At 47.6% G+C, this 25,261-nt stretch carries 31 protein-coding genes and 2 pseudogenes; 24 read left to right on the forward strand and 9 right to left on the reverse strand.

The genetic code is table 11. The features are described from left to right. Positions 1-13 precede the first annotated feature (13 nt). From RIF25_RS08235 to recJ, 3 genes are all read left to right on the forward strand, one after another. On the forward strand, positions 14-193 hold the full coding sequence (locus tag RIF25_RS08235; RefSeq protein WP_322878069.1) for a DUF433 domain-containing protein: 180 nt from the start codon (positions 14-16) through the stop codon (positions 191-193). Between the two features lie 48 nt (positions 194-241). Beyond that, complete coding sequence (locus RIF25_RS08240; protein WP_322878070.1) at positions 242-631, forward strand: DUF5615 family PIN-like protein; 390 nt, start codon at positions 242-244, stop codon at positions 629-631. Between the two features lie 121 nt (positions 632-752). Beyond that, a complete protein-coding gene (recJ, locus tag RIF25_RS08245) occupies positions 753-3,104 on the forward strand; it encodes a single-stranded-DNA-specific exonuclease RecJ (protein WP_322878071.1) in 2,352 nt (783 codons plus the stop codon). Between the two features lie 20 nt (positions 3,105-3,124). Here the strand turns inward: recJ and RIF25_RS08250 are convergent, their stop codons facing one another. After that, positions 3,125-3,721 (reverse strand): DUF3782 domain-containing protein, encoded by a 597-nt coding sequence (locus RIF25_RS08250; protein ID WP_322878072.1) that lies wholly within the window; start codon positions 3,719-3,721, stop codon positions 3,125-3,127. A gap of 216 nt (positions 3,722-3,937) precedes the next feature. Here RIF25_RS08250 and RIF25_RS08255 point away from each other — a divergent pair, with 216 nt between their 5' ends. Continuing rightward, positions 3,938-4,144 carry a hypothetical protein gene (locus RIF25_RS08255; protein ID WP_322878073.1) on the forward strand — a complete coding sequence of 69 codons (207 nt, stop codon included), beginning with the start codon at positions 3,938-3,940 and terminating at the stop codon, positions 4,142-4,144. Positions 4,145-4,173: 29 nt separating this feature from the next. On the opposite strand, the gene sufB is transcribed toward RIF25_RS08255, so the two are convergent. Next, positions 4,174-5,610 (reverse strand): Fe-S cluster assembly protein SufB, encoded by a 1,437-nt coding sequence (gene sufB / locus RIF25_RS08260; RefSeq protein ID WP_322878074.1) that lies wholly within the window; start codon positions 5,608-5,610, stop codon positions 4,174-4,176. A gap of 199 nt (positions 5,611-5,809) precedes the next feature. Here sufB and sufR point away from each other — a divergent pair, with 199 nt between their 5' ends. The 4 genes from sufR (at position 5,810) to RIF25_RS08280 (ending at position 8,639) form a co-directional block, all read left to right on the forward strand. Next, the gene (sufR, locus tag RIF25_RS08265; protein WP_322878075.1) at positions 5,810-6,478 is read left to right on the forward strand and encodes an iron-sulfur cluster biosynthesis transcriptional regulator SufR; all 669 of its coding nucleotides are present in this window, start codon (positions 5,810-5,812) and stop codon (positions 6,476-6,478) included. A gap of 51 nt (positions 6,479-6,529) precedes the next feature. Beyond that, a complete protein-coding gene (minD, locus tag RIF25_RS08270; RefSeq protein ID WP_322878076.1) occupies positions 6,530-7,333 on the forward strand; it encodes a septum site-determining protein MinD in 804 nt (267 codons plus the stop codon). Between the two features lie 2 nt (positions 7,334-7,335). Beyond that, a complete protein-coding gene (gene minE, locus RIF25_RS08275; protein WP_322878077.1) occupies positions 7,336-7,650 on the forward strand; it encodes a cell division topological specificity factor MinE in 315 nt (104 codons plus the stop codon). Between the two features lie 149 nt (positions 7,651-7,799). Further along, positions 7,800-8,639 (forward strand): carbohydrate ABC transporter permease, encoded by an 840-nt coding sequence (locus RIF25_RS08280; RefSeq protein ID WP_322878121.1) that lies wholly within the window; start codon positions 7,800-7,802, stop codon positions 8,637-8,639. 29 nt (positions 8,640-8,668) lie between these two features. Here RIF25_RS08280 and RIF25_RS08285 read toward each other — a convergent pair whose 3' ends face one another. Further along, complete coding sequence (locus RIF25_RS08285; RefSeq protein WP_322878078.1) at positions 8,669-9,187, reverse strand: type IV pilin-like G/H family protein; 519 nt, start codon at positions 9,185-9,187, stop codon at positions 8,669-8,671. A 177-nt stretch (positions 9,188-9,364) separates the two neighbouring features. On the opposite strand from RIF25_RS08285, the gene RIF25_RS08290 reads away from it, so the two are divergent. Both RIF25_RS08290 and RIF25_RS08295 read left to right on the forward strand, forming a co-directional pair. Beyond that, positions 9,365-10,354 (forward strand): SDR family oxidoreductase, encoded by a 990-nt coding sequence (locus RIF25_RS08290; protein WP_322878079.1) that lies wholly within the window; start codon positions 9,365-9,367, stop codon positions 10,352-10,354. 18 nt (positions 10,355-10,372) lie between these two features. After that, entirely contained in the window at positions 10,373-11,308 is a 936-nt protein-coding gene (locus RIF25_RS08295; RefSeq protein WP_407682371.1) for an NAD(+) kinase, read from the forward strand. A gap of 4 nt (positions 11,309-11,312) precedes the next feature. Here the strand turns inward: RIF25_RS08295 and RIF25_RS08300 are convergent, their stop codons facing one another. After that, positions 11,313-12,320, reverse strand: coding sequence for an ArsJ-associated glyceraldehyde-3-phosphate dehydrogenase (locus RIF25_RS08300; protein WP_322878081.1), 1,008 nt, complete (start codon positions 12,318-12,320; stop codon positions 11,313-11,315). Positions 12,321-12,400: 80 nt separating this feature from the next. Here RIF25_RS08300 and RIF25_RS17225 point away from each other — a divergent pair. Further along, positions 12,401-12,590: pseudogene (locus RIF25_RS17225) on the forward strand (antitoxin TumA). 24 nt (positions 12,591-12,614) lie between these two features. Then, positions 12,615-12,962, forward strand: coding sequence for a hypothetical protein (locus RIF25_RS08305; RefSeq protein ID WP_322878082.1), 348 nt, complete (start codon positions 12,615-12,617; stop codon positions 12,960-12,962). Between the two features lie 253 nt (positions 12,963-13,215). Here the strand turns inward: RIF25_RS08305 and RIF25_RS08310 are convergent, their stop codons facing one another. The 3 genes from RIF25_RS08310 to RIF25_RS08320 form a co-directional block, all read right to left on the reverse strand. After that, positions 13,216-13,659, reverse strand: coding sequence for a nuclear transport factor 2 family protein (locus tag RIF25_RS08310; protein ID WP_322878083.1), 444 nt, complete (start codon positions 13,657-13,659; stop codon positions 13,216-13,218). A gap of 146 nt (positions 13,660-13,805) precedes the next feature. Next, a complete protein-coding gene (locus tag RIF25_RS08315) occupies positions 13,806-14,306 on the reverse strand; it encodes an orange carotenoid protein N-terminal domain-containing protein (protein WP_322878084.1) in 501 nt (166 codons plus the stop codon). Positions 14,307-14,589: 283 nt separating this feature from the next. After that, complete coding sequence (locus RIF25_RS08320) at positions 14,590-15,075, reverse strand: nucleoside deaminase (RefSeq protein ID WP_322878085.1); 486 nt, start codon at positions 15,073-15,075, stop codon at positions 14,590-14,592. Between the two features lie 139 nt (positions 15,076-15,214). On the opposite strand from RIF25_RS08320, the gene RIF25_RS08325 reads away from it, so the two are divergent. From RIF25_RS08325 to RIF25_RS08365, 9 genes are all read left to right on the forward strand, one after another. Further along, complete coding sequence (locus RIF25_RS08325) at positions 15,215-16,165, forward strand: antibiotic biosynthesis monooxygenase (RefSeq protein ID WP_322878086.1); 951 nt, start codon at positions 15,215-15,217, stop codon at positions 16,163-16,165. Positions 16,166-16,283: 118 nt separating this feature from the next. After that, positions 16,284-16,856: a Uma2 family endonuclease gene (locus RIF25_RS08330; RefSeq protein ID WP_322878087.1), complete on the forward strand. Its 573-nt coding sequence runs from the start codon at positions 16,284-16,286 to the stop codon at positions 16,854-16,856. Continuing rightward, positions 16,841-17,419, forward strand: a complete 579-nt coding sequence (locus RIF25_RS08335; protein WP_322878088.1) for a Uma2 family endonuclease — start codon at positions 16,841-16,843, stop codon at positions 17,417-17,419. The genes RIF25_RS08330 and RIF25_RS08335 overlap by 16 nt, the downstream gene beginning before the upstream one ends. 12 nt (positions 17,420-17,431) lie before the next feature. After that, positions 17,432-20,986, forward strand: coding sequence for a methionine synthase (gene metH / locus RIF25_RS08340; protein ID WP_322878089.1), 3,555 nt, complete (start codon positions 17,432-17,434; stop codon positions 20,984-20,986). A 185-nt stretch (positions 20,987-21,171) separates the two neighbouring features. Next, the gene (locus tag RIF25_RS08345; protein ID WP_322878090.1) at positions 21,172-21,378 is read left to right on the forward strand and encodes a type II toxin-antitoxin system HicB family antitoxin; all 207 of its coding nucleotides are present in this window, start codon (positions 21,172-21,174) and stop codon (positions 21,376-21,378) included. Positions 21,379-21,465: 87 nt separating this feature from the next. Further along, entirely contained in the window at positions 21,466-22,353 is an 888-nt protein-coding gene (locus RIF25_RS08350; protein WP_322878091.1) for a DNA adenine methylase, read from the forward strand. Then, complete coding sequence (locus RIF25_RS08355) at positions 22,308-22,805, forward strand: hypothetical protein (protein ID WP_322878092.1); 498 nt, start codon at positions 22,308-22,310, stop codon at positions 22,803-22,805. Before RIF25_RS08350 ends, RIF25_RS08355 begins: the two co-directional genes overlap by 46 nt. 18 nt (positions 22,806-22,823) lie before the next feature. Beyond that, on the forward strand, positions 22,824-23,429 hold the full coding sequence (locus tag RIF25_RS08360; protein WP_322878093.1) for a restriction endonuclease, SacI family: 606 nt from the start codon (positions 22,824-22,826) through the stop codon (positions 23,427-23,429). A 182-nt stretch (positions 23,430-23,611) separates the two neighbouring features. After that, positions 23,612-23,758, forward strand: coding sequence for a hypothetical protein (locus RIF25_RS08365; protein WP_322878094.1), 147 nt, complete (start codon positions 23,612-23,614; stop codon positions 23,756-23,758). A 63-nt stretch (positions 23,759-23,821) separates the two neighbouring features. Here the strand turns inward: RIF25_RS08365 and RIF25_RS08370 are convergent, their stop codons facing one another. Together RIF25_RS08370 and RIF25_RS08375 are read right to left on the reverse strand one after the other, a co-directional pair. Then, positions 23,822-24,181: a DUF5615 family PIN-like protein gene (locus RIF25_RS08370; protein WP_322878095.1), complete on the reverse strand. Its 360-nt coding sequence runs from the start codon at positions 24,179-24,181 to the stop codon at positions 23,822-23,824. Positions 24,182-24,183: 2 nt separating this feature from the next. Beyond that, on the reverse strand, positions 24,184-24,408 hold the full coding sequence (locus RIF25_RS08375) for a DUF433 domain-containing protein (RefSeq protein ID WP_322878096.1): 225 nt from the start codon (positions 24,406-24,408) through the stop codon (positions 24,184-24,186). 99 nt (positions 24,409-24,507) lie between these two features. Here RIF25_RS08375 and RIF25_RS17230 point away from each other — a divergent pair. The 3 genes and pseudogenes from RIF25_RS17230 to RIF25_RS08385 all read left to right on the forward strand — a co-directional run. Continuing rightward, a pseudogene (locus RIF25_RS17230) lies at positions 24,508-24,600 on the forward strand (acetyl-coenzyme A synthetase N-terminal domain-containing protein); the annotation flags it as partial. A 42-nt stretch (positions 24,601-24,642) separates the two neighbouring features. Further along, positions 24,643-24,879, forward strand: coding sequence for a hypothetical protein (locus RIF25_RS08380; RefSeq protein ID WP_322878097.1), 237 nt, complete (start codon positions 24,643-24,645; stop codon positions 24,877-24,879). Next, entirely contained in the window at positions 24,876-25,145 is a 270-nt protein-coding gene (locus RIF25_RS08385) for a ParE family toxin-like protein (protein WP_322878098.1), read from the forward strand. The genes RIF25_RS08380 and RIF25_RS08385 overlap by 4 nt, the downstream gene beginning before the upstream one ends. Positions 25,146-25,261 lie beyond the last annotated feature (116 nt).

Consider the following 25,261-nt stretch of genomic DNA (forward strand, 5'->3'; position numbering starts at 1 on the left):
TGAGGATCTAACGATGAAAATTCAAGGTATCACAATCAATCCAAAATGGATCGGCGGTGTTCCCTGCATTCGGAATTTGCGGATTCCAGTTGAGACAATTCTTTACCTAATTCATCAAGGTTCTTCTCGGAAAAATATTCTTGCGGCTTATCCAGACCTCCTTGATCAAGATATTGATTGCACTACTCTATGAAATAGAAAATTCATCAGAATCATCATCTCAAGATTTAGCTTGCCTTGCGTGAAGTTTCTTGTTTATAACTGTATTTCTTGGATTGTTCGCGATCAACTATGTGGGCATGGTTATGATGCAGTTCATGTTAGATATTATGGATTACAAGAAGCAGAAGATATTGATATTTTTAGGCTGGCATCACAAGAAAGACGAATTATTATATCAGCGGATACTGACTTTGGTACTCTCTTGGCTGATACAAGAGCAGTCAGTCCATCGGTCATTCTCTTTCGGGGACACACGGAAAGAAAACCGGCTGCAATTGCTCAAAAGCTTTTAGATATTTTTAACGATGTTAGTATTCAGGAAGCTCTTAAAACAGGTGCAATTATAATCATTATGAATTCAAAGATTCGAATAAAGTCTCTTCCAATAAAAGTGATCAGGCCTAACTGATTTGTTGAACATCCAGGCCTGGGATTAAATAAATTTTCTTCTTTATCGTGATGAACAATACGTTCGATTTGTGGATTTACTCTGATACTAGATGTTATGACAGTTCTTTAATCCCAATTTCATGGCCAGTCTTCCCGATCAACGTTGGCACATTCACCCCCCGGCCCCGCAGGCTCAGGCTATTGCCCAGGCCCATCATCTCAGTCCGATTGCGGCTCAACTCCTGATTAATCGTGGGCTAACTACTACGGAGGATATTCAAGGGTTTCTCAATCCCCAATCTCTCCATTTGCCTGCTCCCAATACCGCCTTTGTAGACTTGGATATTGCCGTAGAACTGTTGCGCCAAGTGATTACGAAGGGCGAGAAAATTGCCATTTGCGGCGATTATGATGCTGATGGGATGACCAGTACAGCCCTACTATTGCGAGCTTTACGGGCCGTGGGGGCCAATGTGGACTATGAAATTCCCAGTCGGATGCAGGAGGGCTATGGGATTAATCACCGGATTGTGGAGGACTGTCATCGGCGCGGGGTAAAGGTGATTCTGACGGTGGATAACGGGATTGCTGCCCCCGGCCCGATTGCCCTGGCCCGCCAACTGGGATTAATTGTCATCATCACCGACCACCATGATTTACCTCCAGAACTTCCACCAGCCCAGGCCATCCTCAATCCCAAACTCTTACCAACCGAATCTCCCTATGGGGTTTTAGCCGGAGTTGGGGTGGCCTATATCTTAGGGATCAGTGTCGTCCAGGCCTTTGGCCAAATGAAGGATTTAGTCCGGCCGCTCTTGGAACTCTGCACCTTGGGAACAATTGCGGATTTGGCTAGTTTAACGGGAGTGAATCGCCGCTGGGTGCAACGGGGCCTGGTAACGATTCCTCAATCCACCTTAGTCGGAGTTCAAGCCTTAATGACGGTTGCTAAATGTCGGCCCGAAGATAATGCGGCTCTAAAACCAACCGCCGTGGGATTTCGTTTGGGGCCCCGGATCAATGCCATTGGCCGGATTGGCGACCCCCAGGTGGTGATTGATTTATTGACCACAGAGGATCTGCTCCAGGCCGAGGCCCTAGCGGAAGTTTGTGAGGAAACCAATCGCCGCCGCCAAGAATTAACCGAAAGCATTACCGCCGAAGCCGTGGCCCAAGTTGAAGCGGCCCAATTGGATTTACTGGTAAAGCGGGTCTTAGTCCTTGTCAAAGCGGGTTGGCATCATGGGGTGATTGGGATTGTCGCCTCGCGGTTGGTGGAGCGGTATGGTGTGCCCGTGTTCATTGCCACCGAAGAAGATGAGACCCACCTGCGCGGCTCGGCCCGCGGGATTCCGGAATTTGATGTCTTTGCGGCGTTGCAGTATTCCGGGGACTTACTGGAAAAATTTGGCGGACATCGGGCGGCAGGGGGCTTTAGTCTGGAAAAAGTGAAACTCTCGGCCTGGCGGAAAAGGCTCACCGAATTTGCTAATCAATGCCTGCAACCGGAACATCTTAAGCCCCTGATTGCCATTGACAGTGAAATTCGCCTCGATGAGATTACCCCAGACCTTTGGCAACAACTCCAGGCCCTGCAACCCTGTGGCCTAGGCAACCCAGAACCGCTCTTTTGTAGTCGCAATGTTCAAGTCCAAGAACAACGGCTCTTTGGGGCTAATCAAACCCATCTGATGCTGACCCTGACCCAAACCCATCCCCAAACGGGAGCATTGATCTCTCAAAAAGCCAAGGCCTGGAACTGGAGGAGTTATTACCCCCTCCCCGCTGAGATTGATGTGGCTTATACCCTGGAAGAAAATACCTGGCAAGGCAACACCACCCTAGAACTCCGGTTAGTCGGCGTACAATCTGCGGCTTCTTCCCTAGCCAAAGGAAAACCGAAGACGGCCAATCGGACTAGCCTTAGAGGTAATCCCGCCGCCAATCGCCCCAATTTAATCGTCCAATGCCCTGAACCGCCCACCTATCCCCGCCCCGCCGCTTGGCTAGAGTTAGAGGATCTGCTGGGGCTTTGTAAGACTCTCCGGGGCCGAGTGCTTCTCTATGGGGATCAATGCCCCTACATTTCCACCCAATCTACGCCCGCCCAAATTGACTATGACCGCCCCCGCCAGGCCTGTGACACCTTTTTGCTTTGGAATCTACCCCCCTCGCTCACCCATTTACGTTGGTTACTCGCTAAGGGCCAACCCCAACAAGTCTATGTCCGTAACCAGGCCCCAAGCCTCCCCACTGCCACAGAGTTAAAAATGAAACTCAGCATCGCCGTCAGTCAATTAGACGGAAATACGGTCAATCTCTTGGCCTGGGGCCAAACCCACTGGGTCGCACCGTCAACGATTGTGGCCGGTTTACGGGAACTGGGCCATGACTGTGAAGGCTATCGGGCCACCCTGGGCCTGGAACAAGAATTGAATCGGCTTTCCCGTTGGTATGCTTATACCCCCGCAGAACTAGCCCAACTCAGCTAATCACAGGAGCAAATTACTGACTAAAAAGATTGCGGCACAAAATTAGCAGGTATATCCAAGGAAAAAACTTCATCTTGAATCCGGGCCACATAAATCCCTTCTTGTAAAATCCGCTCCCGTAACTCTGGCCCCATATCCACCGCTGCCAAAATCCCATAGAGTTGCTTGCCTTGATGTTCTGGAAAAAACTGACGAAAACGGCTGAGGAGATTTTTTAACTGGGTCAGGGCCTCTTCTCGGGCATGGCTTTTAACTTCGACGACATACACTGCATTCACGTCCCCATTGCTATAGGCGAGAACATCAACTTCAATATGCTGTCCCCCTTTACTGACCCGGACACTGGGACTAATCACCTCCAGGCCAAATTGGTCTCGTAAAATCCGCTCCATTGAGGGTAAAGCTAAACCTTCCGTAAAACTGCCAAACTTAGCCCCCAGGCCCCCAATTTGTTTGCCGAGTTCTCGCAACTGTTGACCGGTTTCTTTCAATTGGCGATCGGTCTCTTTCAATTGGCGATCGGTCTCTTGTTGGGATTGCTTTAATTCTTGTTGAGACTCAGCTAGTTCTCGGAGAATTTGCCAAATATCTTCAGCAGCAGTGGAGTTTGTTGTCATTGGAGTTTGGCCTGGACAGGATACAGCTTGATCCTAAACCAAGAACCCCAGCACAATTCAGGCTGTTTTCTCAATTCATCGTTCAAAGAATGAATAGGTCGAATTGCCAGAAGGATTTGATCAGACCATCTCGGAAGCATCTCCAGCCTACATCTCATCAAAATGGGTCATGTTATATTGCTAAGGTCAGATCTATTCCTCAACCCGTGGAAGTCAATGACTGCTGCTGAACTCGCTACCTATATGGAAGCCACCGATAAAATTGCCCAGCCCTGGCTACTAGCTCAGTTGCGCCTGAGGAAACTTCAAGAACAACGCAGCGAGCTATCCCCGGAAGTCTATGCCCAGGCCCTGGCCGATATTCATCGGGATTTGATGCGCTTGGGAGAATGGTGGCATGAACAGGAAGAGGATGTGTTTTAGGGCCTTTGAGTTGAGAGACTTAGCCAGAATTAACCAACACTGCCTTCCAGCTTCAAACTCAATAGCCGATCAGCTTCCACTGCAAATTCCATCGGTAACTGGTTAAAAACATCCCGACAAAAGCCACTAATCATCATTGAAACTGCATCCTCGGCGGAAATACCGCGTTGGGCAAAGTAAAACAGTTGATCTTCGCCAATTTTCGAGGTGGAGGCTTCATGTTCGACTTGGGCGGTGTTGTTTTGGACTTGAATATAGGGAAAGGTATTCGCCCCGGCCTGGTCACCAATCAGCATCGAATCACATTGGGAATAATTACGGGATCCAATCGCCTTTGGCCCCATCTTCACCAGGCCCCGGTAACTATTTTGGGAACGCCCTGCCGAAATCCCCTTAGAAATAATCGTGCTGCGGGTGTTTTTGCCCACATGAATCATCTTGGTACCGGTATCCGCTTGCTGACAGTTATTGGTCAGGGCAACGGAGTAAAATTCACCCACTGAATGATCACCAATCAAGACACAACTGGGATATTTCCAGGTAATCGCCGAGCCAGTTTCCACTTGTGTCCAAGAGATTTTCGAGTTTTTGCCCTGACACAGGCCCCGCTTGGTGACAAAGTTGTAGATTCCCCCCTTGCCATTTTCATCCCCGGCATACCAGTTTTGCACCGTAGAATATTTAATTTCCGCATTGTCAAGGGCCACCAATTCCACCACCGCCGCATGGAGTTGATTTGTATCAAACATCGGCGCAGTACAACCTTCGAGATAGGTCACAGAACTACCCGATTCGGCAATGATCAATGTCCGTTCAAACTGCCCCGAATCCCCATTGTTAATCCGAAAATAGGTGGAGAGATCCATCGGACATTTTGTGTCTTTGGGGATATAAACAAATGACCCATCACTGAATACGGCGGAATTTAAGGCAGCAAAATAGTTATCTCCCACCGGAACGACACTGCCAAGATATTTCTCGACTAATTCTGGGTAGTCATGGACAGCTTCCGAAATGGAGCAGAAAATTACCCCATGTTTGGCTAAATCTTTCCGAAACGTCGTGGCCACCGAAACACTATCAAACACTGCATCCACAGCCACATTGCTCAAGCGTTTTTGTTCCGAGAGGGGAATGCCCAATTTTTCAAAGGTTTCCAGGAGGACTGGATCTACCTCTTCCAGGCTATTCAGCTTGGCGGCTTGCTTGGGAGCCGAATAGTAAATAATGTCTTGGTAGTTAATTGGCGGGTAATGCACATGGGGCCAAGTGGGTTCGGTCATTTGTAACCATTGCCGATAGGCCTTGAGGCGAAAGGCCAACATAAATTCTGGTTCATTCTTTTTGGTAGAAATGAGGCGGATCACATCTTCATCCAGGCCCCGTGGAATGGTTTCCGACTCAATCTCGGTGACAAAACCATACTTATAGGGTTGATTAACAAGGGATTGAACCGTAGCAGACATGCGAGTGTTCTCTTTTGGAATTCAAGCAGTGGACAGGTAACTGAGCCAGATCGGGAAAATGGTAGGATAATTAAACAACAAGGAAGTTTCCTTAATCCTATGCTAATTTAGCAACATCTTTGTTGTCAAAGTCAAGGCTGCCGTTGCCCTGTTGTCTGGTTGTCCTGGTGGTTTACCCTTTCTAATTCTCTAACCTGCTGTGTCCATTACCCTCACGACTAAACAGGAAATTCTCGACTATCTCTTACACCAGGGCCAGGCCTCAGCCCAGGAGTTAGCCCAGGCCTTGGCTGTGAGTCCCCAGGCCATTCGCCGCCACCTGAAGGATTTAGAAGCAGAACAGTTAATCCGCTATGAAGTCCAAGCGAATGGTGTGGGTCGCCCCCATAATCATTATTCCCTGACAGATATTGGCCGCGACCGCCTCCGTACCCTGCCCAATACCACCTCTGGCCGGAACGAATTTGCCCTCGAGCTTTTGGATACCTTGACTGAAACCCTCGGACATTCTCAGATGGAGGACATTCTGCATCAGCAATGGAAACGTAAGGCCGCCACCTATCGCCAACAACTGGGAGAAAAGCCGTTGATGGAGCGCTTAGCTGGCCTGGTTGAACTCCGCCAAGCCGAGGGCTATCGGGCCGAATTTTTTCCGGTGGATGGGGATCATCAGCCGCCCCAAAAATTTGTTTTGACAGAATATAATTGTGCCATTGCCAATGTGGCCAAAGCCTTTCCCTCCATCTGTGATCATGAATTGGAGATGTTTGCCGCGGCCTTGCCGGATTGTCAAGTGACCCGCACCCATTGGTTAGTGAATGGCGAACATCGCTGTGGCTATTTAATCGCTTGGGCGGGATTGGGGTAAACTGAGTTAGCTAAATTTTTCCAATTGATTTAAGGATTCTGGCACAGGTTCATGGGGCGCATCATTGTCATTACGTCGGGCAAAGGCGGGGTCGGCAAAACCACAACCAGTGCAAATTTGGGCATGGCCCTGGCGCGCCAGCAAAAATCCGTCGCCCTAATTGATGCTGACTTTGGTTTGCGGAATTTAGACCTGCTGCTGGGCCTGGAAAATCGGGTTGTTTATACGGCCATTGATGTCTTAAGTGGTCATTGTCGGTTGGATCAAGCCCTAGTTCGGGATAAGCGGCAGAATCAACTGGTGCTTTTACCCGCTGCCCAAAGCCGGACTAAAGAAGCGATTACGGCCGAACAAATGCGCCAATTAGCCGCCGCTTTAACAAAAAAATTTGACTATGTGTTGATTGACTGCCCAGCCGGGATTGAAGGGGGGTTTCGCAACGCCATTGCCCCGGCCCAGGAGGCGATTATTGTCACAACTCCCGAAATTGCTGCGGTGCGGGATGCGGATCGGGTAATTGGCCTCCTAGAAGCAAACCGGCTTCACAATACCCAACTGATTTTGAATCGGCTGCGGCCGGCGATGGTAAAAGCTAATGACATGATGTCGGTGTCAGATGTGCAGGAAATTCTCTCAATTCCGCTGTTGGGAATTGTCCCCGAAGATGAAAAGGTGATTGTTTCCACAAACAAAGGTGAACCCCTGGTATTAGCCGAATCCCTCTCCTTAGCCGGCCAGGCCTATGTGAATATTGCCCGGCGCATGGGGGGGGAGACCGTAGAGTTTTTGGACTTAAATGGGGAAAGTAATGGGATGTTTGCCAAGCTGAAACGGCTACTTACCAGGAAGCTCTAGCCATGATTACGGATCTCTTAGAACGGATTTTTCCCCGTCAGCAAACCAGCCGTCAACAGGTCAAGCAACGCCTGAAACTGGTATTAGCCCACGACCGCTGTGATCTGAACCCCGAAATTCTTGAACACCTGCGCCAAGACATTCTAGAAGTTGTTTCCCGCTATGTGGAACTGGATTTAGATGCCCTAGATTTTTCCCTAGAGTCGGATCAGCGCACCACAGCTTTAATTGCCAACTTACCAATCCGGCGGGTCAAACTCCCCACCCCCACTGAAGAGAGTCCCGTCCCGATACAACCCGATGCCTTGGAGCTTTAGGGTATCCCTTGCGCACAATTGGAGCGAATCACAATGTTAGAAGCGACTGAATCCCTTGATCTACCCAGCTTGATTGCCGGAGTGTTAGCTGGATTGATTATCTTGGGGGGGATGACGATGATGTTTACTACGGTCTGGACACGCAAGTGATGGGGAAAGTCCGCAGTAGTCGCCTGCTGGAAATGGTCATTACCTACCTTGTCCTTGGCCTGGTGGCGGTGGGAATGCTCCTGCCTTTGGTGTGGCTCGTGAGTACAAGTTTTAAGTCTCCCGCTGAAAATATTTTCGCCTTTCCACCCCAATGGTGGCCCCAGTCGCCGACTCTGGCTAATTTTCGCACCGTTTGGGAAACAAACCCCTTTGGGCAATACCTCTGGAATAGTACTCTGGTGGCTGGGTTGACGGTGCTCCTTAATCTTTTGACCTCCGCCCTAGCGGCCTACCCCTTGGCACGGTTAGACTTTCGCGGCCGAGACACCATTTTTGCCCTGGTACTCGCGACAATTATGATTCCCTTCCAGATTGTGATGATTCCCCTCTATATCCTGGCGGTGCAGTTAGGCTTGCGGAATACATACTTGGGGATTATTTTTCCGGCCATTGCTTCGGCGTTTGGTATTTTTCTATTGCGTCAGGCTTTTCAGGGGGTTCCGAAGGAATTGGAAGAAGCGGCCCGTTTAGATGGATGTTCAGAGTTGGGGTTGTGGTGGTTTGTAATGATTCCCGCCATTCGCCCGGCCCTGGTGACATTGGCTATCTTTGTCTTTATCGGGGCATGGAGCGATTTCCTCTGGCCGCTGATTGTTTTGGATCAACAGGAACTCTACACCTTACCCATTGGGGTGGCCACCTTAGCGGGGACATTTTCCTTGGATTGGCGATTGATTGCCGCGGGTTCGGTGATCTCAATTGTCCCGGTGTTGATCGTCTTTTTAATACTGCAACGCTATATCATGCCCTCCCAGGCCAGCAGTGGTCTGAAAGGATAGGGCCTTTTCATTAACATCCCAAATAAATCTTATCGAGTTACTTCGGAAGCCGGAATCTGGATCGAACCATCTCCACAGGCCAGGGAATAGGGCGGTTGAGTCGGATCGGCCCCCCGGACAATACGTGGATCAGCCGGTCTGATTTGCCCAGGAACTTGGTTTTGGCAAATGATCGTGGTGATTTGATTACTACCATCGGGAACTAAAAAAGCTGCCCCGACATAGGATTTTAAGTTCACTGCATTGGGGGCCGTGGTGGGAATGACATAGCTATAGGCTGCTTCGGTGGTGGTTCGCACTGCATAGTCAAAGGTCGCAGGTAAGGTTGCCCCCATATATTGCTGAATACTGGTCACATCCGCCAGCCATTGCCTATTTTTTTGGAATACAGTCCGCTGGGTTTCGGTCATGTTAGCCACCGCATAAAGACCTTCCTGTTGGGCAATCTGGGCCTGGGTTTGAGCCAATGTTGCTGGGGCAATTCCACCCAGAATACCGAGCACGCAGGTAAAAGAGACGATCTGAGCAGAACTGGGGCGACTCACCATGAGCAAACTTCCTTCAGGACAAGTTGAATTCCCTAAATTGTATGCCCACAGGGCCAGTCTAGAAAAAACGGTTAATTTTAGCCTAGGGAGACTTTTTATGATCCCGGAACCTTAATAAAAGTTTTACGAATTCTGATAAAGTATTACAAAAGTTAAGAATATTTATTTGGAATTTTCATGAGCCTATTGGTTGTTGGCGCGACTGGCACTCTGGGGCGGCAAATTGTCCGGCGTGCCCTAGATGAAGGGTTATCAGTGCATTGTCTTGTCCGCAATCGGCGTAAAGCAGCATTTTTGAAGGAGTGGGGCGCGCACTTAATTCCTGGGGATATTTGTGAACCGGAAACCTTACAACCAGCCTTAGAAGGAATAACCCAGGTTATTGATGCCGCCACCGCTCGTGCCACTGATAGCCGCAGCATTAAAGATGTGGATTGGCAAGGGAAAATCAACCTGATCCAGGCCTTGGAAAAAGCGCACATTCAGCGATATGTCTTTTTCTCGATCATGGCGGCGGCGGATTATCCCCATGTCCCCTTAATGGATATTAAATACTGCACCGAAAAATTTATCCAAGAATCCACCCTGAACTACACGATCTTACGCCCCTGCGGATTCTATCAAGGCTTAATTGGTCAGTATGCGATCCCAATTTTGGAAGGGCAGTCGGTTTGGTTGGTGGGCGAAAACACACCTCTGGCCTACATGGATACCCAAGATATTGCTAAGTTTGCCATCCAGGCCCTCAAGTCTGGGGCTACCGAACGCCAAAGTTATGATTTAGCTGGGCCCAAGGCCTGGGGTTCAGAGGATATTGTCCGAGTTTGTGAACGTCTGTCCGGAAAAACTGCCAAGATTACCCGGATTCCCCTGGGTTTATTACGCTCAACTCGGAACGTGGTCTCTTTCTTTGAGTGGGGCTGGAATGTCGCAGATCGACTCGCGTTTACAGAAGTGATTGCCACTGGAAAACCTCTCAACTGTTCCATGGACAAGACTTATCAAGCCTTTGAATTGGCCCCGGAAGCAACGTTAACCCTGGAAGCCTACATGCAGGAATATTTTAGTCGGATTATGCGTAAGCTCAAGGAACTAGACTACGAAAAGAGCAAACAGAAAAAACAGTCCCGTAAACGTAGCCCCTTCAAATCCTCCAACGCGCCCTAAAACCCTTGGTACATCGCAATCGTGAAAGCAGGGATCATCTACAACGAAGCCAAACCAGCGGCCGCCAATCTGGCTATGGAGATCAAGGACAAACTAGAAAATTGGGGCTGGCGGGTTGGCATGGCCACAGGAGTTGGTGGCATTTTAGGCTATTCCCGCCCAGATAGTCCCGTTTGTCATACCCCGATTGATTGCCTGACTCCGCCGGGATTTGATGCCGAGATGGAATTTGCCTTGGTGTTGGGTGGAGACGGTACGGTGTTATCGGCCTTTCGGCAACTCGCCCCCTGTGGCATTCCCCTCTTAACCATCAATACGGGTCACATGGGGTTTTTAACCGAAGCCTATGTTGAAGAGGTGCCCCAGGCCCTTGAGCAGTTGGTTAATGGTCAATACACCGTTGAAGACCGGACTATGCTCACGGTGCAGGTGATTCGTAAAAATGGCTGTAGCAATCCCGGTGGGGTGGTGATTTGGGAAGCACTCTCCCTCAATGAGATGGTTTTACATAAAGAACCGTTGACGGGAATGTGCCACTTTGAGGTGGATGTGGGGTCACACGCGCGGGTGGATATTGCCGCTGATGGGTTAATTCTCTCCACACCGACAGGTTCAACGGCCTATGCTTTGTCCGCAGGTGGGCCAGTGATTACACCGGGGGTGAATGTCTCCCAACTCGTCCCCATTTGTCCCCATTCCTTGGCCGCGCGCTCCCTTGTTTTTGCCAATACTGAACCTGTCCGCATCTATCCAGCCAACCCCTTTCGCCATTTAATTATGGTTGTGGATGGGAATGCCAGTTGTTATATTCAGCCGGAAGATCAGGTCTTTGTCAGTCGCTCGCCCTATGCTGCCCGCTTTATTCGCTTACGGGATCCGGAGTTCTTCCATGTCCTACGCCAGAAACTCGGTTGGGGCCTGCCGCACAGTGCCAAACCCAGGCCTGGGGAATAATTTTCTATCCAAGCTGGACAACCTTTTGAGCCAATTCCACCATCCGATTTGAGTAGCCCCATTCATTGTCATACCAGGCCAAAACTTTCACCTGAGTTTCATCCACTACCATTGTTGACAGGGCATCTACAGTGCCAGAACGGGGGTCGCGGCAATAATCTACAGAGACTAAGGGGCGTTCTTCATAGCCTAAAATCCCTTGGAGGGTCGTTTCCGCCGCCGTTTGGAGGAGTTGATTGACCTCATTGATTGTCGTGGGCCGGGCCACTTCAAACACACAATCCGTTAGGGACGCGTTGAGCAAGGGAACCCGCACCGCCAGGCCATTGAGTTTGCCTAAAAGTTCTGGGTAGATCATCCCAATTGCCGTAGCAGAACCCGTCGTCGTGGGAATTAGGGACATGAGGGTTGACCGGGCCCGGCGCAGATCTTTATGGGGGGCATCCACAACCACTTGGGTATTGGTGGCGTTATGGAGGGTTGTAATTAAGCCATGCTCAATCCCCAGGCCCTCATGAATGACTTTGACAATCGGGGCTAAACAATTGGTGGTACAGGAGGCGGCGGTGAGGAGATGATGGGCTTGGGGATCGTAGAGATGATCATTCACCCCCATGACAATATTCAAGGCCTGGGATTTGACCGGGGCAGCGACAATGACCTTCTTGACTCCCTGTTCAAAATAGGCAGCCAGTTGCTCGGGTTGGCGAAACTTACCGGAACATTCTAAAACTAGCTCAATCCCCAATTCTTGCCAGGGCACAGTCGTCGGGGTAGCAAACTCGGAAAAGCTGAGAGCCTGATCCTGAATCCAAACCTGCTCATCTTTTGGCACAACTGCTGGCGGCCAAATCCCTTGGACAGAGTCAAACTTCAATAAATGGGCCGCAGTTTCCACACCGCCTTTAATTTCATTGATGTGGACAAATTCTAACTCTGGTCGCTCCCAACCCGCCCGCAGGGCCAACCGTCCAATCCGGCCAAAGCCATTAATCCCAACTCGCCAGGCCATGGGGTTTCCTCACGTACATACAACTACTCGGCTGAGTTCAATATATCAAAAAAAATTGATAAGACTAATCCCCCCAACCCTTGGATGTCCTTGTCGCTGTTGCCAAGCAACTCAGCATCAATGAAAACCAAATAATATCTAGAGTCGGAAGACTTTTTCTATCAAGACAATCAGGGTTTGCTTGGCGATGCTGCTGCATTTGTGGAGTGGGCGAATGATTACCGCCACTATCTGGCCCTGCACCATGAAGGAGAACAACGGCTGTCTTGACAGTAGCGAGAGTGAATAGAACTGATGGTAGATAGCTTCTTGACCAAAGAAATGGGATGCAAGCCCCGCACTTTAGGGCGGCTTTGTTATAATCGGGACAGGAAATCCGCCACATCGCCAGAGTCTCGCACCGTAGAGTGGAGGAACCTGGAGGATCAGGGCAAACAACAGCGGGAGGGCATCTCGCAAAGAACTCTTGGTGAGGGTAAAGTCATTGGGCTCCCGGCGATCCAAGGAATCCTAACCCTGCTTTACACGCAACCTACAGGGCGGGGAGGATGTCAACACTGTATTTATACCACTCGCATGACTGATCATTTGGGGATGCCCTATCTGATGGCTCAGTTCTACTGCTATCACGGTGGCAGTTGAGATTCAAAATGACACCTTAGCAATGTAAGATTGCCACCACATCAACACTCCTAAAGCAACCAGGCCTGGGGATTCCTACCTCTATTTATGGAGTCATTTCGATGCATAATCGGATATTAAGCGGCACAATAGTCTCGAATCCTCACATCAGTAGGGGGCTGTACGCTTAAGGGTACTTAAATCATGCTTAATCTATATACCTGGAATAACCATAGTGGCGGTCAAATCACGATTCACAAGCCCTGCAGGCCCCTTATTGAGAGCGGAACTTGACTAATTCTTCTAAGCTGGCTAACAAGTTAACCCGGACAGACTTAATTTTCCCTGACACGGTTAAACAAAAATCCCAGGCCACGTTGACATTAAACAAGGGCAATTGGACAGAACCACGGACTAAAACGCGTTGCTCATTGGTAGAGTTATTAGTTCTAATCAGTTGATAGGTTGCGGGAATGGCGCGCATCCCGACTGCCTCGGCCTGGAGATAATGGCTAATTGCCTTGGGACCAACCACTGCATCTTCAAAGGGCGGAAACAACATCCCATCCGCTGCAAAGAGGGCCACTATATCAGCATAAGCTTCTGCATTGAGAGCCGCAAAGTAGGCACTAATCGTCTCGGAGATTTGGGACTCGTTCAGAAGTTGGGGTAATTCTTCTAAAAGTTGTTCCGCGTTCAGTTCTAGTAGAGCCGTCATGACACGTTTCTCCTGATTGGGGTTGTGAATGAAATTCTGACTAGATACACCAAACCCCTAGACTGATGACCTGAAACCAACACATTGGAGATGGCCTGGTTAAACGATCAAAAGTTAGGGGCTGAGTGGATGTAATCTAGCCGTTCTTAGTCTTGGAAGGGATCAACACCCATCTCAACAACCGCATTCCGCAAAACGGTAATTTGTTGACCAAAATCAAGATTCTTGATGGCTGTAAAAGCTTGTTCCGCATCCCGAGAGAGGGCATAACCAGGGGGCATGGGGACGACAAAGCCTTGACGCATCAATTCAGCCAGTTGGAACCAGAAGGCTAGTTTTGTGTTGGGGCTGAAGACACCATAGGCCTGGGTGAGGTGAGTAGCAGTGTGAGTGACTAAATCCCGCATGAATTGGAGTTGGGCATCAAAATTCAGAGATTTAACTTGGTTGAGCAACCCTTCTGCCAGTTGTAAACGGGCTGTTCCCGGAGCAGCGGCTGTAATCGAGCGACCGCATTCGGTGTAGAGAAACCAAAGCAAGCCCAATTTGTCATCCACACTGAGACAGTTGAAGAGGGTCGTGGTGTCTTGAACGGCTGTGTTAATGGGATTGAGGGTTAAGCGTCCAGCTTCAGTTGTGTAAACCATAAGTCAGATAAGAGAGTGATACATCAGCAAAACCCGGTTTTCCGAGCAATGGCTATCTCTTCCTCCTAGTCAACATTGTGCAACAGAACTTTACAAAGTGCAAATAAACGTTACAAATGAGAGATATAGTAAATCCCTATCCTCTTGTGGGAACCTTTTCAAAGCCAGTCCGAATCAGGTGTATAGCCCTAAAGACTAAATCACTGTCTTGGCTTTAGATTGTGAACCCTGACCCGCATCTTTATAGTTCAACTAAAGTTTGGAGCAATTTCCAGGCCTGGGCTTAATACTGCACTCGATCGGATTTTTCCTGATAGCGCTTCCAGACGGCGACAGACTCTCCCCGTAAAATTTCTGAGTGGGGAATTTTCCGCGCCATCGGTGGTTTCGCCAAGTCTTCGTAAATAGCTGTGTCGTCAAAATCCCCATACTTGAGGGCATCTTCACAATGGGCAGCAAAGACAATCCGGTCAATTCTGGCCCAAAAAGAAGCTGCGGCACACATTGGACAAGGTTCGGCACTGGTATAGAGCGTACAGCCGCTTAGATCAAAGGTATCGAGAACTTTACAGGCCTTGCGAATTGCCTCCATTTCCCCGTGCCAGGTGGGATCTTTTGCGGCGACCACATGGTTATAGCCCTCGGCAATAATTTCGCCATCCTTGACAATCACTGCACCAAAAGGCCCCCCTGTACATTCAATCAATCCTGCCTGTTCACTCAGTGCAATTGCCCGCCGCATAAAGGTTTCATCATCGGCCTGGGTCATAGTCAGGTTCCATTAAATCGTGTGAATATCTAAGTCAAATCATAGAATTACTCGGGATTAGGGAGTAGATTTAGACATGATCATTCACACAAGGCCTTAAGGATCGGTCATTCCTAAGTCCTTTTTCCTGGGTTAACCGATGATTCTGCCCCAGCCAACGGCCGCAGCAATTGCCTTAATTTCCTTTCAAATTAAACCAGGCTGTTTGGACGATTATCAAAGCTGGCAAGAGCAAGTCAGTCAAACCCTGGCCCGTTATCCTGGTTTTTTGGGGCATGAAGTACTTCCCCCCAGGCCTGGGATTCAAGCCGATTGGGTTGTGATTTTTCGATTTCGGACCCTAGCAAACCTGGAACAATGGCTCAATTCCGCTGAACGGGAAGCACTGCTGAAAACAACAACGGACATATTTATTGCCCCGGCAAAACAACAGATTTTACTGACTGATAACCGCCCCGGCCAGTTGGTTTCGGTTATTTTTACCAATCGGGTTAAGCCAGGTTATGAACAAGCCTTTCAAAAGTGGCATGAAAAAGCAACAATGGTGCATCGGCAATTTTCCGGATTTGTCAGTTTTGATTGTTTTCCGCCCCATTACGATACGGATCACGAATGGGTAGATGTGGTTCAGTTTGACAGCCCCGATCACTTAAATGCTTGGCTAGCCTCACCCCAGCGTCAGAAACTCCTCAAGGAATTAGAGCCGTTAGTGGAATCCTTTGAAGTCCGGCCTGTGGTTAGCAGTTTTGCTGGTTGGTTTCCCGCCCGTGTCAATTCATCCACCCCTACCCCGCCCCCGCCCTGGAAACAAGCCATTGCCGTCATCTTGTGCCTTTACCCGACGGTGATGATCATTAACTTAACCATTGCCCCTTATTTTCCCCGCCCCCTGGCAACGAGTATGCTCTTGGGTAATATCATTAGCGTTGGCTTTTTGACCTGGCTGGGGATGCCCTTTGTCAATCAAAAGCTCCAAGGCTGGCTACGTCCTCAACAACCCAGCGTTAAAACGGATTTAGTTGGGATCATTACGGTTGGCCTGGTGGTTGGAATGATCTGGCTTATTTTTTACAACCTGACAGTCAGCTAATCTCTATTCAGACATGAACCGTGCCAGATAAATCCGGTTAATGTTATGGTTATCAGTAGAGTTTAATAGAATAGATTTCTTAGTTAAGACTGAAGAATTGATTGAAATTGTTGTAGCCATGTCTTCACCTGTACCCCCACCATTAACAACAACGATTTCTTTGGCAGAATTTCAGCAACTTTGCGCGGCCTGGCCCGACTTACGATTAGAACGTGATCCTCAAGGTGAGTTAATTCAAATGGCCCCCGCTGGGAGTGAAACTGGGCATCGTAATTTAGAACTGGGAGGGCAACTTTGGTATTGGAATCGTCAGGCGCGGTTAGGACTTGTGTTTGACTCCTCGGCTGGATTTTTGTTACCCAATGGAGCGGTGCGTTCTCCTTACCTGGCCTGGGTTTCTCTTGCGCGGTGGCAACAATTAACGGATGCAGAAAAACAAGGCTTTGCCCCAATTTGTCCTGATTTTGTCTTGGAATTAGCCTCACCGTCAGATCATCTCCCAACACTCCAGGCCAAGATGTCTGAATATATCAACAATGGGGCGCGTTTAGGTTGGTTGATTGTGCCGTTATTAAACCAGGCCTGGGTCTATCGTCCTGACCAAACTCCTTTGCTGTTAGAACGTCCGGCCCAACTCTTCGGGGATGATGTGTTACCGAATTTTGTTTTAGACTTATGTACTCTCTCTTAAGCACAGCGGTCTCAACTCCTATTTCCCTCGCAAAATTTAGGCAGATTTGTGCGGCCCGGCCCGACTTACGATTAGAACGTGATTCTCAAGGTGAGTTAATCCAAATGGCCCCCGCAGGGAGTGAAACCGGGCGACAGAATGCTGATTTGATCTACTACTTTGTGGCCTGGAATCGTCAGGCGCGGTTAGGACTTGTGTTTGACTCCTCGGCTGGATTTTTGTTACCCAATGGAGCGGTGCGTTCTCCTTACCTGGCCTGGGTTTCTCTTGCGCGGTGGCAACAATTAACGGATGCAGAAAAACAAGGCTTTGCCCCAATTTGTCCTGATTTTGTCTTGGAATTAGCCTCACCGTCAGATCATCTCCCAACACTCCAGGCCAAGATGTCTGAATATATCAACAATGGGGCGCGTTTAGGTTGGTTGATTGTGCCGTTATTAAACCAGGCCTGGGTCTATCGTCCTGAACAAGTTCCAGTCATGTTAGAACGGCCGACTCAACTCACAGGCGATGAAGTGTTACCAAATTTTGTTTTAGACTTAACGGATCTCTGGCATTCCTAACCCCGCAACTTTATGGCTTCTGTATTCCTTGACCGTCTCCACAGTCCCAACCGGCCCGTCATGGTTTTTGATGGGGCCATGGGAACTAACCTACAAGTGCAAAACCTGACCGCAGAAGACTTTGGTGGCAAGGAATATGAAGGCTGTAATGAATATCTCGTCATTACCAAACCAGAGGCCGTGGCCAAGGTTCACCGGGATTTTCTCGCGGCCGGGGCGGATGTGATTGAAACGGATACCTTTGGCGGCACTTCCATAGTTTTAGCGGAATACGACCTAGCCGATCGCGCTTACGAACTCAACAAAACCGCGGCGGAATTAGCGAAACGCCTGACCACCGAATTTTCGACACCGGATAAACCCAGATTTGCCGCCGGATCTATGGGGCCGGGGACGAAACTGCCAACCCTCGGTCATATTGACTACGATACCCTCCAAGCAGCCTTTGCTGAACAAGCCCGGGGCCTGTGGGATGGTGGGGTAGATTTATTCCTTGTGGAAACCTGTCAGGATGTGCTGCAAATCAAAGCGGCTTTGAATGGAATCTTGCAAGTTTTTGAGGAAAAAGGCGACCGGCGGCCGATTATGGTATCCGTAACGATGGAACAACAGGGGACGATGCTGGTAGGCTCGGAAATTGGAGCCGCCCTGACGATCCTAGAACCCTACCCGATTGATATTTTGGGTTTGAATTGCGCTACCGGCCCCGACTTGATGGCCGATCATATTCGCTATTTAACAAAACATTCGCCGTTTGTCGTCTCTTGTATTCCCAATGCGGGCTTACCGGAAAATATTGGCGGCCATGCCCATTACAAACTCACACCGATGGAATTGCGGCTGGCTCTGAGTCGGTTTGTGGAAGATTTAGGCGTTCAGGTGATTGGCGGCTGTTGTGGGACGCGTCCGGATCATATCCAGGCCCTGGCCGAAATTGCCCAAACCCTGACCCCGAAAGAACGCCACCCTGAAATTATTCCCGCGGCGGCTTCAATTTATAGTCCCCAACCCTACGACCAAGACAACTCCTTTTTAATTATTGGCGAACGACTCAATGCCAGTGGCTCGAAAAAATGCCGGGAAATGCTCAATGCGGAAGACTGGGATGGCCTGGTGGCTCTAGGGCGGGAACAGGTGCGCGAAGGAGCCCATATTCTCGATGTCAACGTGGACTATGTTGGCCGGGATGGGGTGCGGGATATGCATAATCTCGTGTCTCGACTCGTTACCAATGTCACCTTGCCCTTAATGCTCGACTCCACGGAATGGGAAAAAATGGAAGCGGGCTTAAAAGTGGCCGGGGGAAAATGCCTGCTCAATTCGACCAACTTTGAAGATGGCGAACCCCGATTTTATAAAGTTCTGGAACTGGCGAAAACCTACGGGGCGGGGATTGTCGTGGGGACGATTGATGAAGAGGGGATGGCCCGGACAGCAGCGAAAAAATTTGCTATTGCCCAACGGGCCTATCGAGCCGCCTTAGAGTTTGGCATTCCCGCGCACGAAATTTTCTTTGATCCCCTGGCATTGCCAATTTCCACCGGGATTGAAGAAGATCGCGCCAATGGCCTGGCCACGATTGAATCCATTCGCCAAATGCGCCAAGAGTTACCCGGCTGTCATATTTTGTTGGGGGTTTCTAATATCTCCTTTGGCTTAAATCCGGCGGCCCGGCAAGTCTTAAACTCAATGTTTCTCCATGAAGCGATGCAGGCTGGGATGGATGCCGCGATTGTCAGTGCGGCCAAGATTTTACCGTTAGCGCGGATTGAACCCGACCATCAGCAACTCTGTCAGGATTTAATCTATGATCGACGGGAATTTGATGCCGATGGGATTTGTGTTTACGACCCCCTCGGAAAGCTAACAGACGTTTTTGCCGGGAAAACCACGAAACGCGATCGTACCCAAGATGCTGCCTTACCTGTTGAACAGCGACTCAAACAACACATTATTGATGGGGAACGAATTGGCTTAGAGGAACAACTCAAAAAAGCATTAGAAATCTATCCCCCCTTAGAAATCATTAATACATTCCTGTTAGATGGGATGAAAGTGGTCGGCGAATTGTTTGGTTCGGGGCAAATGCAACTTCCCTTTGTGCTTCAGTCCGCCGAAACGATGAAATCTGCTGTGGCCTATCTTGAACCCTACATGGAAAAACAGGACGTGGGCGGGAACGGCAAAGGGGTATTTATTATTGCCACGGTCAAAGGGGATGTTCACGATATTGGCAAAAACTTGGTGGATATTATCCTCAGTAACAATGGTTATAAAGTGATTAATTTGGGAATTAAACAGCCGGTTGAAAATATCATTGCTGCCTACGAATCACACCAGGCCGACTGTATTGCCATGAGTGGGTTATTGGTCAAATCTACGGCGTTTATGAAAGAGAACTTAGAGGTCTTTAACGAGCGGGGAATTACAGTTCCAGTGATTTTAGGTGGGGCCGCTTTAACTCCGAAATTCGTCCATGAAGATTGCCAAAACGTCTATCACGGTCAAGTCATTTATGGAAAAGATGCCTTTGCCGATTTGCACTTTATGGATCAACTCATGCCCGCTAAGGCTAAGAATAATTGGGATGATCGGCAAGGATTTTTAGATCAAGCTAATGGGAATGGTCACAAAAAAGCTAAAGAAACGGTTGATCTTGAAAATGAAGCGAACGTTCCAGTCATTGAAACTCCAGAAGATACCACGCGCTCTGAATTCGTCACCCTCGATGTTACTCGCCCCCAACCACCCTTCTGGGGAACCCAAGTTTTAACACCCAATGACATTAACCTATCAGACATCTTTTGGTATTTGGATCTACAGGCCCTGATCGCTGGACAATGGCAATTCCGTAAACCGAAAGAGCAGTCTCGGGAAGAATACGATCAGTTTTTATGTGAAAAAGTTTATCCCATTTTAGAGATTTGGAAACAGCGGGTAATTGCTGAAAACTTACTCCATCCCCAGGCCATCTATGGTTATTTTCCCTGTCAATCGCTGGGTAACTCACTCCAGATTTATGATCCAGAGCTAATCAAACTTGGGCAAACCCCAGACTCTCCCATTGCCACCTTTACCTTTCCCCGTCAACGCTCCGGCCGCCGCTTCTGTATTGCTGACTTTTTCTTACCTGTAGAATCGGGGCAGTTTGATGTCTTTCCAATGCAGGCCGTGACAGTAGGCCATATTGCTACTGAATTTGCGCAATCCCTTTTTGCCAGCAACCAATACACGGATTATTTATACTTCCATGGCCTGGCGGTTCAGGTGGCCGAAGCCTTGGCTGAGTGGGTTCATGCCCGGATCCGTAAAGAGTTAGGGTTTGGGGAGTTTGATCCCGATAATATCCGTGATGTTTTAGCCCAACGCTATCAAGGCTCTCGCTATAGTTTTGGCTACCCGGCCTGTCCCAATATTCAGGATCAATTTCAGCAATTAGAATTACTGGATACGGCTCGCATTGACCTCTATATGGATGAAAGCGAACAAATTTATCCGGAGCAATCCACGACAGCGATCATTGCTTATCATCCCCATGCCAAATACTTTAGTGTTGCTAATAAGTGATTAGAGAGAAACTGATTATGTCATCTCCGGCGGTTACAACGATTATCAAAATGTCTTCATCAGAAAGGTTACTGCCGAAAATGGCAAGAATTTTATCCAAATTTCTATTAGACATCACCTGGGAGGGGAAGCTCAAAAGTTACCTAAAATATAGGAAATCTTACTCCTTGAGGGGTAATTAGCAAATGAGACAAGTTATCGTATATCGAGATGAAGATGGCTACTGGATTGCGGAATGTCCGAGCCTCAAGGGTTGCATTAGCCAGGGGCAGACCAAAGAAGAAGCCTTAGCTAATATCAAGGAAGCAATCTCAGGCTATGTTGCGGCATTAGAAGTGGATGGCTTACCCATTCCAGAAGAAACTTTTGAGACATTTATGGCAGTTGTGTGAGCAAGCTACCGAGTATTTCAGGAAAAGAGTGCATGAAAGCTCTATAAAAAGTTGGACTTTGCCAAAAATCAGGATGGAAACACAGAAATGTCTAAGGTTATTGCATTTGGATGGTACGGCGGTAAATATTCACACCTTGATTGGTTACTTCCACTATTACCGAAGGCAATTCACTACTGTGAACCGTTTGGGGGAAGTGCGTCTGTGCTACTTAATCGTTTGCCATCTCCTATTGAAACATATAATGATATTGATGGTGAGCTAGTAAATTTTTTTCGTGTTCTTAGAGATCAATCTGATGAATTAATAAAGTTAATTGGACTTACCCCTTTTTCAAGAGAGGAGTTGAGAATTGCAGTAGAAGAGCCACTTAGTAATGCTTCTGACTTGGAGCGAGCTCGTCGTTTTTTTGTTAGGGCCCGACAAGTTAGAACGGGACTAGCACAAACAGCCAGTGTAGGACGTTGGGCACACTGCAAGATGACAAGTCGTTCTGGTATGGCAGGAGCAGTATCTCGATGGCTAGGTAGTGTAGAGGGGTTATCTGAAATTGTCCAGAGACTTCTCCGAGTTCAAATCGAGTGTTCATCAGCAATTGAGGTTATACAACGCTATGACAACGAAGAAACCCTTTTTTATTGCGATCCTCCTTACCCGCATGATTCCCGATCTGATAAAAATGCTTATGGCTTTGAAATGAATGATTCAGAACATCGAGAATTGGCAGATGTACTCAAAAATGTGAAAGGCAAAGTTGCGCTATCTGGCTATCACTGTAAACTAATGAACGAGCTATATAGAGACTGGGATTATATTGAATCTCCTCCTAAAAAAGCTCACTCTACCAATACAAGCACTGACAATCTTAAACAAGAACGAACAGAAGTACTTTGGGTAAACTATGAAATTCAAAAACAGGGAGAAACAGAATGCCAGAGCCATCAGAAATCCTTGAAGTTGCTTTTCAGCGAGTAGCTGCAAACTTACAAGAAGTCGTTGTAGCTAATGATCAGATTAGACAAAAGTGTGAGTACATTTCCAAAAATCTTAGCAATCGAGCTGGTGCTAGACTATTAATGTCTTGTCTTCTTGCCAAGATTCATAATCCAAAAGTTGACATAAGAAAACCATACACACAAATTGGAGGTGAAGACTCTTTTTCTGGTCGAACCTATGATGAACAGTACATTACACCTTTTGTGAACAAGTATAATTTACCTTGCAACATTACAACAGCCTTTCTAACCCCAGCATTAAGGAACAGAAATGAGACTTTGGTTCAAGGCTTAAATCTAGTTGGTAGGCCTCCTCAACTCTATACAAACGTGCTTGATTTACTAGATGATGTTTACAATAATCGAGTTCTTCCTAATGATCTTCTTGCTGAAGTCATTCGTTTACTTATAATTCTCAGAGATCAAAGATAGCAGAGAATTAGAGAACTTTTGCAAGCATTGGAAACCACAAAAGATGCAATTCCTCTTTCTTCGGAAAATATTATCAAGCTTATTGAGCAACATTTAAATCTAAAAGGAACCAGCCGTCTTCCTGTTCTGATTGTTGTCGCAGCTTACAATACTGCCCAAAAACATTTAGGAGAGACAGTAGCTTCACTTCACTCTCACAATGCCGCAGATTCTCAAACTGGAGCAATTGGAGATATTGAAATTACCCTTGTTAACGATGATAAAGTAATCACAAGTTATGAAATGAAAGACAAACGTGTCAGCAAGGAAGATATAGACCGTGCCTTACAAAAGCTTAGTGTCATTCAAGACAAGCCTGACAACTATATTTTTGTTACAACAGATGAGATTACATCAGAAGTACAAGATTATGCGTGTTCTTTATATCTGGAAACTAATGGCATAGAATTTGTCGTTCTTGATTGCATAGGTTTTATTAGGCATTACCTACACTTATTCCATAGACTGCGCACTAGCTTTCTTGAAGAGTATCAAAAATTAATCCTTGCTGAATCGGAAAGTTCTGTAAGTCAACCAGTGAAAGAGGCTTTTCTTGCAATGCGTCATGCAGTAGAAGGAGATTAAGTCTTGTGTGTTAGATCAGTTAATATTTTAGACTGCATAAATCAAACTCTGTGATCGTTGACGCTAGTGATAGTATGTATCTTCAGTCTTCCAGAAAATCTTTCGTTCTCCGATGCGCTTTACTTTTATTGTGTTAATTCTTGTCCTACGATAGCAAAGATTAGCCTGATTGCAGTTGCCCTATGGTTTCCACGCCGATTGAGTCCATCCTCAACGAACACCGCAGCTTTGCCCCACCAGATGAATTTGTTGCCAATGCAGTCATCAACAGCCAGGCCGAGTATGAACGTCTCTATGCCCAGGCCCAGGCCAACTCCGAAACCTTTTAGTCCGAAGTGGCAGAAAAAGAATTGCACTGGTGACAGGCCTGGGATAGAAGGCTCAGAAATTCCTTACGATAAAGGTTTTCTCAGTCGATAACCATTTGGCTCAATCACAATAAAAGCACCAGCAAGTTCTTGTTCAGAATAGGTTTGAATCACTTTTTCCAGTTCAGTGTGGGCAGCATTGATTGTGGATGGTAAAGCTCGCAGATAAAGTACACCACAGCCGAAACCTTTGACAAAAACCAGATTGCCATAATCTCTATCTCTTGTAATGAGGATCCGGTGTTGCTCTTGGGCGGTCAGAAGTATCTGCTCGTCACTGGCCTGGGATAAACCAAGTTGAGACACTAGAACAACATCATGCCCCAACTCAACTAAAAATCTAGCTGTCAAGGCATATACGTCTTGGTCAAGGAGGAATTTCACAATCAGGCCGAGGCGAGGTGAATTTCTTCAGATGCGACTAGGGCGATGGCATAACGTAGGCAGGCCTGGATGTCTTCAACCTCAAGATCAGGGTAATAGTCTTGAATGATCTCGGCGAAAGGAACTCCCTCGTTCAAGAGCTCCAGGATATTCAGCACTGTAATCCGAGTTCCAGCGATACAAGGCTTACCAAAATGGATTTGAGAATCAACTTTAATTCTTTCCATAAAATCTTATTTGCCAGTTTTCCTGTCTCTACAATTCTGACAGAGTTTAGTTAAGGTTGACTGAGTTGAACATTTTTTTGTGTCAACAAATTTCGAGCCAGGGCCAAGGAAAATCCCGAAACCTTTTGGGACAAATTGGCAGAAAAAGAATTGCACTGGTTCCAGGCCAAGCCCAAGCAAAGCTGTAAGTAATAGAAATACAATTAGTAGATAGATTTTTTAAAGGAATATCTCGTGACGGAATTACTTGAACAGGCCATTGCCCAACTGAGAAAACTAGCTCCAATTGACCAAGATGCGATTGCGGCTCGTTTTTTAGCTGAAATCGAGGATGAACAACACTGGAATCGACAGTTTGAAGCAACAACAGAGGATCAATGGACTCAAATAGCTGCAATGGTGAGACAAGAGATTAGTAGGGGCGAAATTAATCCTCTCTCTGAAATATTTCCGGTTTGTTCAGATCAATGAAATCAAGCGTAACCAAAACATTCCGTAAAAAGATTGAATCACTCCCCGTAGCCATTCAGAAACAAGCAGCCAAGGCTTATGAATTTTGGCGGTTAGACCCCTACCATAGCAGCCTTCAATTTAAGCGAGTCAGCCAACATCAACCCATTTACTCTGTTCGGATCAGTCTCAATTATCGAGTATTGGGCCTGTTAGAGGATAATCATATTTACTGGTTTTGGATTGGAGAACATTCTGAATACGAGGAATTATTGAAGCGGTTATAATATCTCCCATGTAATTTTCTGATTCAGGCAAAATCATAACTTGACACCCAAGCCAAAGTTCCCTCAAGTCAACTCCTGTCATAGGATAGAAAGATTAGCCTGATTGCAGTTGCCCT

Origin of the sequence: Pseudocalidococcus azoricus BACA0444 (assembly GCF_031729055.1) — a bacterium.
GTDB lineage: Bacteria > Cyanobacteriota > Cyanobacteriia > Thermosynechococcales > Thermosynechococcaceae > Pseudocalidococcus > Pseudocalidococcus azoricus.

What these genes read in the sequence shown, in the direction of transcription:
- RIF25_RS08365 (WP_322878094.1), top strand. Translation starts at nt 23,612, where the DNA reads ATGGTTTCCACGCCGATTGAGTCCATCCTCAACGAACACCGCAGCTTT.
- RIF25_RS08345 (WP_322878090.1), top strand. Translation starts at nt 21,172, where the DNA reads ATGAGACAAGTTATCGTATATCGAGATGAAGATGGCTACTGGATTGCG.
- RIF25_RS08330 (WP_322878087.1), top strand. Translation starts at nt 16,284, where the DNA reads ATGTCTTCACCTGTACCCCCACCATTAACAACAACGATTTCTTTGGCA.
- RIF25_RS08385 (WP_322878098.1), top strand. Translation starts at nt 24,876, where the DNA reads ATGAAATCAAGCGTAACCAAAACATTCCGTAAAAAGATTGAATCACTC.
- metH (WP_322878089.1), top strand. Translation starts at nt 17,432, where the DNA reads ATGGCTTCTGTATTCCTTGACCGTCTCCACAGTCCCAACCGGCCCGTC.
- RIF25_RS08350 (WP_322878091.1), top strand. Translation starts at nt 21,466, where the DNA reads ATGTCTAAGGTTATTGCATTTGGATGGTACGGCGGTAAATATTCACAC.
- RIF25_RS08305 (WP_322878082.1), top strand. Translation starts at nt 12,615, where the DNA reads ATGGTAGATAGCTTCTTGACCAAAGAAATGGGATGCAAGCCCCGCACT.
- RIF25_RS08375 (WP_322878096.1), bottom strand. Translation starts at nt 24,408, where the DNA reads ATGGAAAGAATTAAAGTTGATTCTCAAATCCATTTTGGTAAGCCTTGT.
- RIF25_RS08335 (WP_322878088.1), top strand. Translation starts at nt 16,841, where the DNA reads ATGTACTCTCTCTTAAGCACAGCGGTCTCAACTCCTATTTCCCTCGCA.
- RIF25_RS08280 (WP_322878121.1), top strand. Translation starts at nt 7,800, where the DNA reads ATGGGGAAAGTCCGCAGTAGTCGCCTGCTGGAAATGGTCATTACCTAC.
- RIF25_RS08310 (WP_322878083.1), bottom strand. Translation starts at nt 13,659, where the DNA reads ATGACGGCTCTACTAGAACTGAACGCGGAACAACTTTTAGAAGAATTA.
- RIF25_RS08300 (WP_322878081.1), bottom strand. Translation starts at nt 12,320, where the DNA reads ATGGCCTGGCGAGTTGGGATTAATGGCTTTGGCCGGATTGGACGGTTG.
- minD (WP_322878076.1), top strand. Translation starts at nt 6,530, where the DNA reads ATGGGGCGCATCATTGTCATTACGTCGGGCAAAGGCGGGGTCGGCAAA.
- RIF25_RS08320 (WP_322878085.1), bottom strand. Translation starts at nt 15,075, where the DNA reads ATGACCCAGGCCGATGATGAAACCTTTATGCGGCGGGCAATTGCACTG.
- RIF25_RS08235 (WP_322878069.1), top strand. Translation starts at nt 14, where the DNA reads ATGAAAATTCAAGGTATCACAATCAATCCAAAATGGATCGGCGGTGTT.
- sufB (WP_322878074.1), bottom strand. Translation starts at nt 5,610, where the DNA reads ATGTCTGCTACGGTTCAATCCCTTGTTAATCAACCCTATAAGTATGGT.
- RIF25_RS08355 (WP_322878092.1), top strand. Translation starts at nt 22,308, where the DNA reads ATGCCAGAGCCATCAGAAATCCTTGAAGTTGCTTTTCAGCGAGTAGCT.
- RIF25_RS08315 (WP_322878084.1), bottom strand. Translation starts at nt 14,306, where the DNA reads ATGGTTTACACAACTGAAGCTGGACGCTTAACCCTCAATCCCATTAAC.
- RIF25_RS08325 (WP_322878086.1), top strand. Translation starts at nt 15,215, where the DNA reads ATGATTCTGCCCCAGCCAACGGCCGCAGCAATTGCCTTAATTTCCTTT.
- recJ (WP_322878071.1), top strand. Translation starts at nt 753, where the DNA reads ATGGCCAGTCTTCCCGATCAACGTTGGCACATTCACCCCCCGGCCCCG.
- RIF25_RS08285 (WP_322878078.1), bottom strand. Translation starts at nt 9,187, where the DNA reads ATGGTGAGTCGCCCCAGTTCTGCTCAGATCGTCTCTTTTACCTGCGTG.
- RIF25_RS08290 (WP_322878079.1), top strand. Translation starts at nt 9,365, where the DNA reads ATGAGCCTATTGGTTGTTGGCGCGACTGGCACTCTGGGGCGGCAAATT.
- minE (WP_322878077.1), top strand. Translation starts at nt 7,336, where the DNA reads ATGATTACGGATCTCTTAGAACGGATTTTTCCCCGTCAGCAAACCAGC.
- RIF25_RS08255 (WP_322878073.1), top strand. Translation starts at nt 3,938, where the DNA reads ATGACTGCTGCTGAACTCGCTACCTATATGGAAGCCACCGATAAAATT.
- RIF25_RS08250 (WP_322878072.1), bottom strand. Translation starts at nt 3,721, where the DNA reads ATGACAACAAACTCCACTGCTGCTGAAGATATTTGGCAAATTCTCCGA.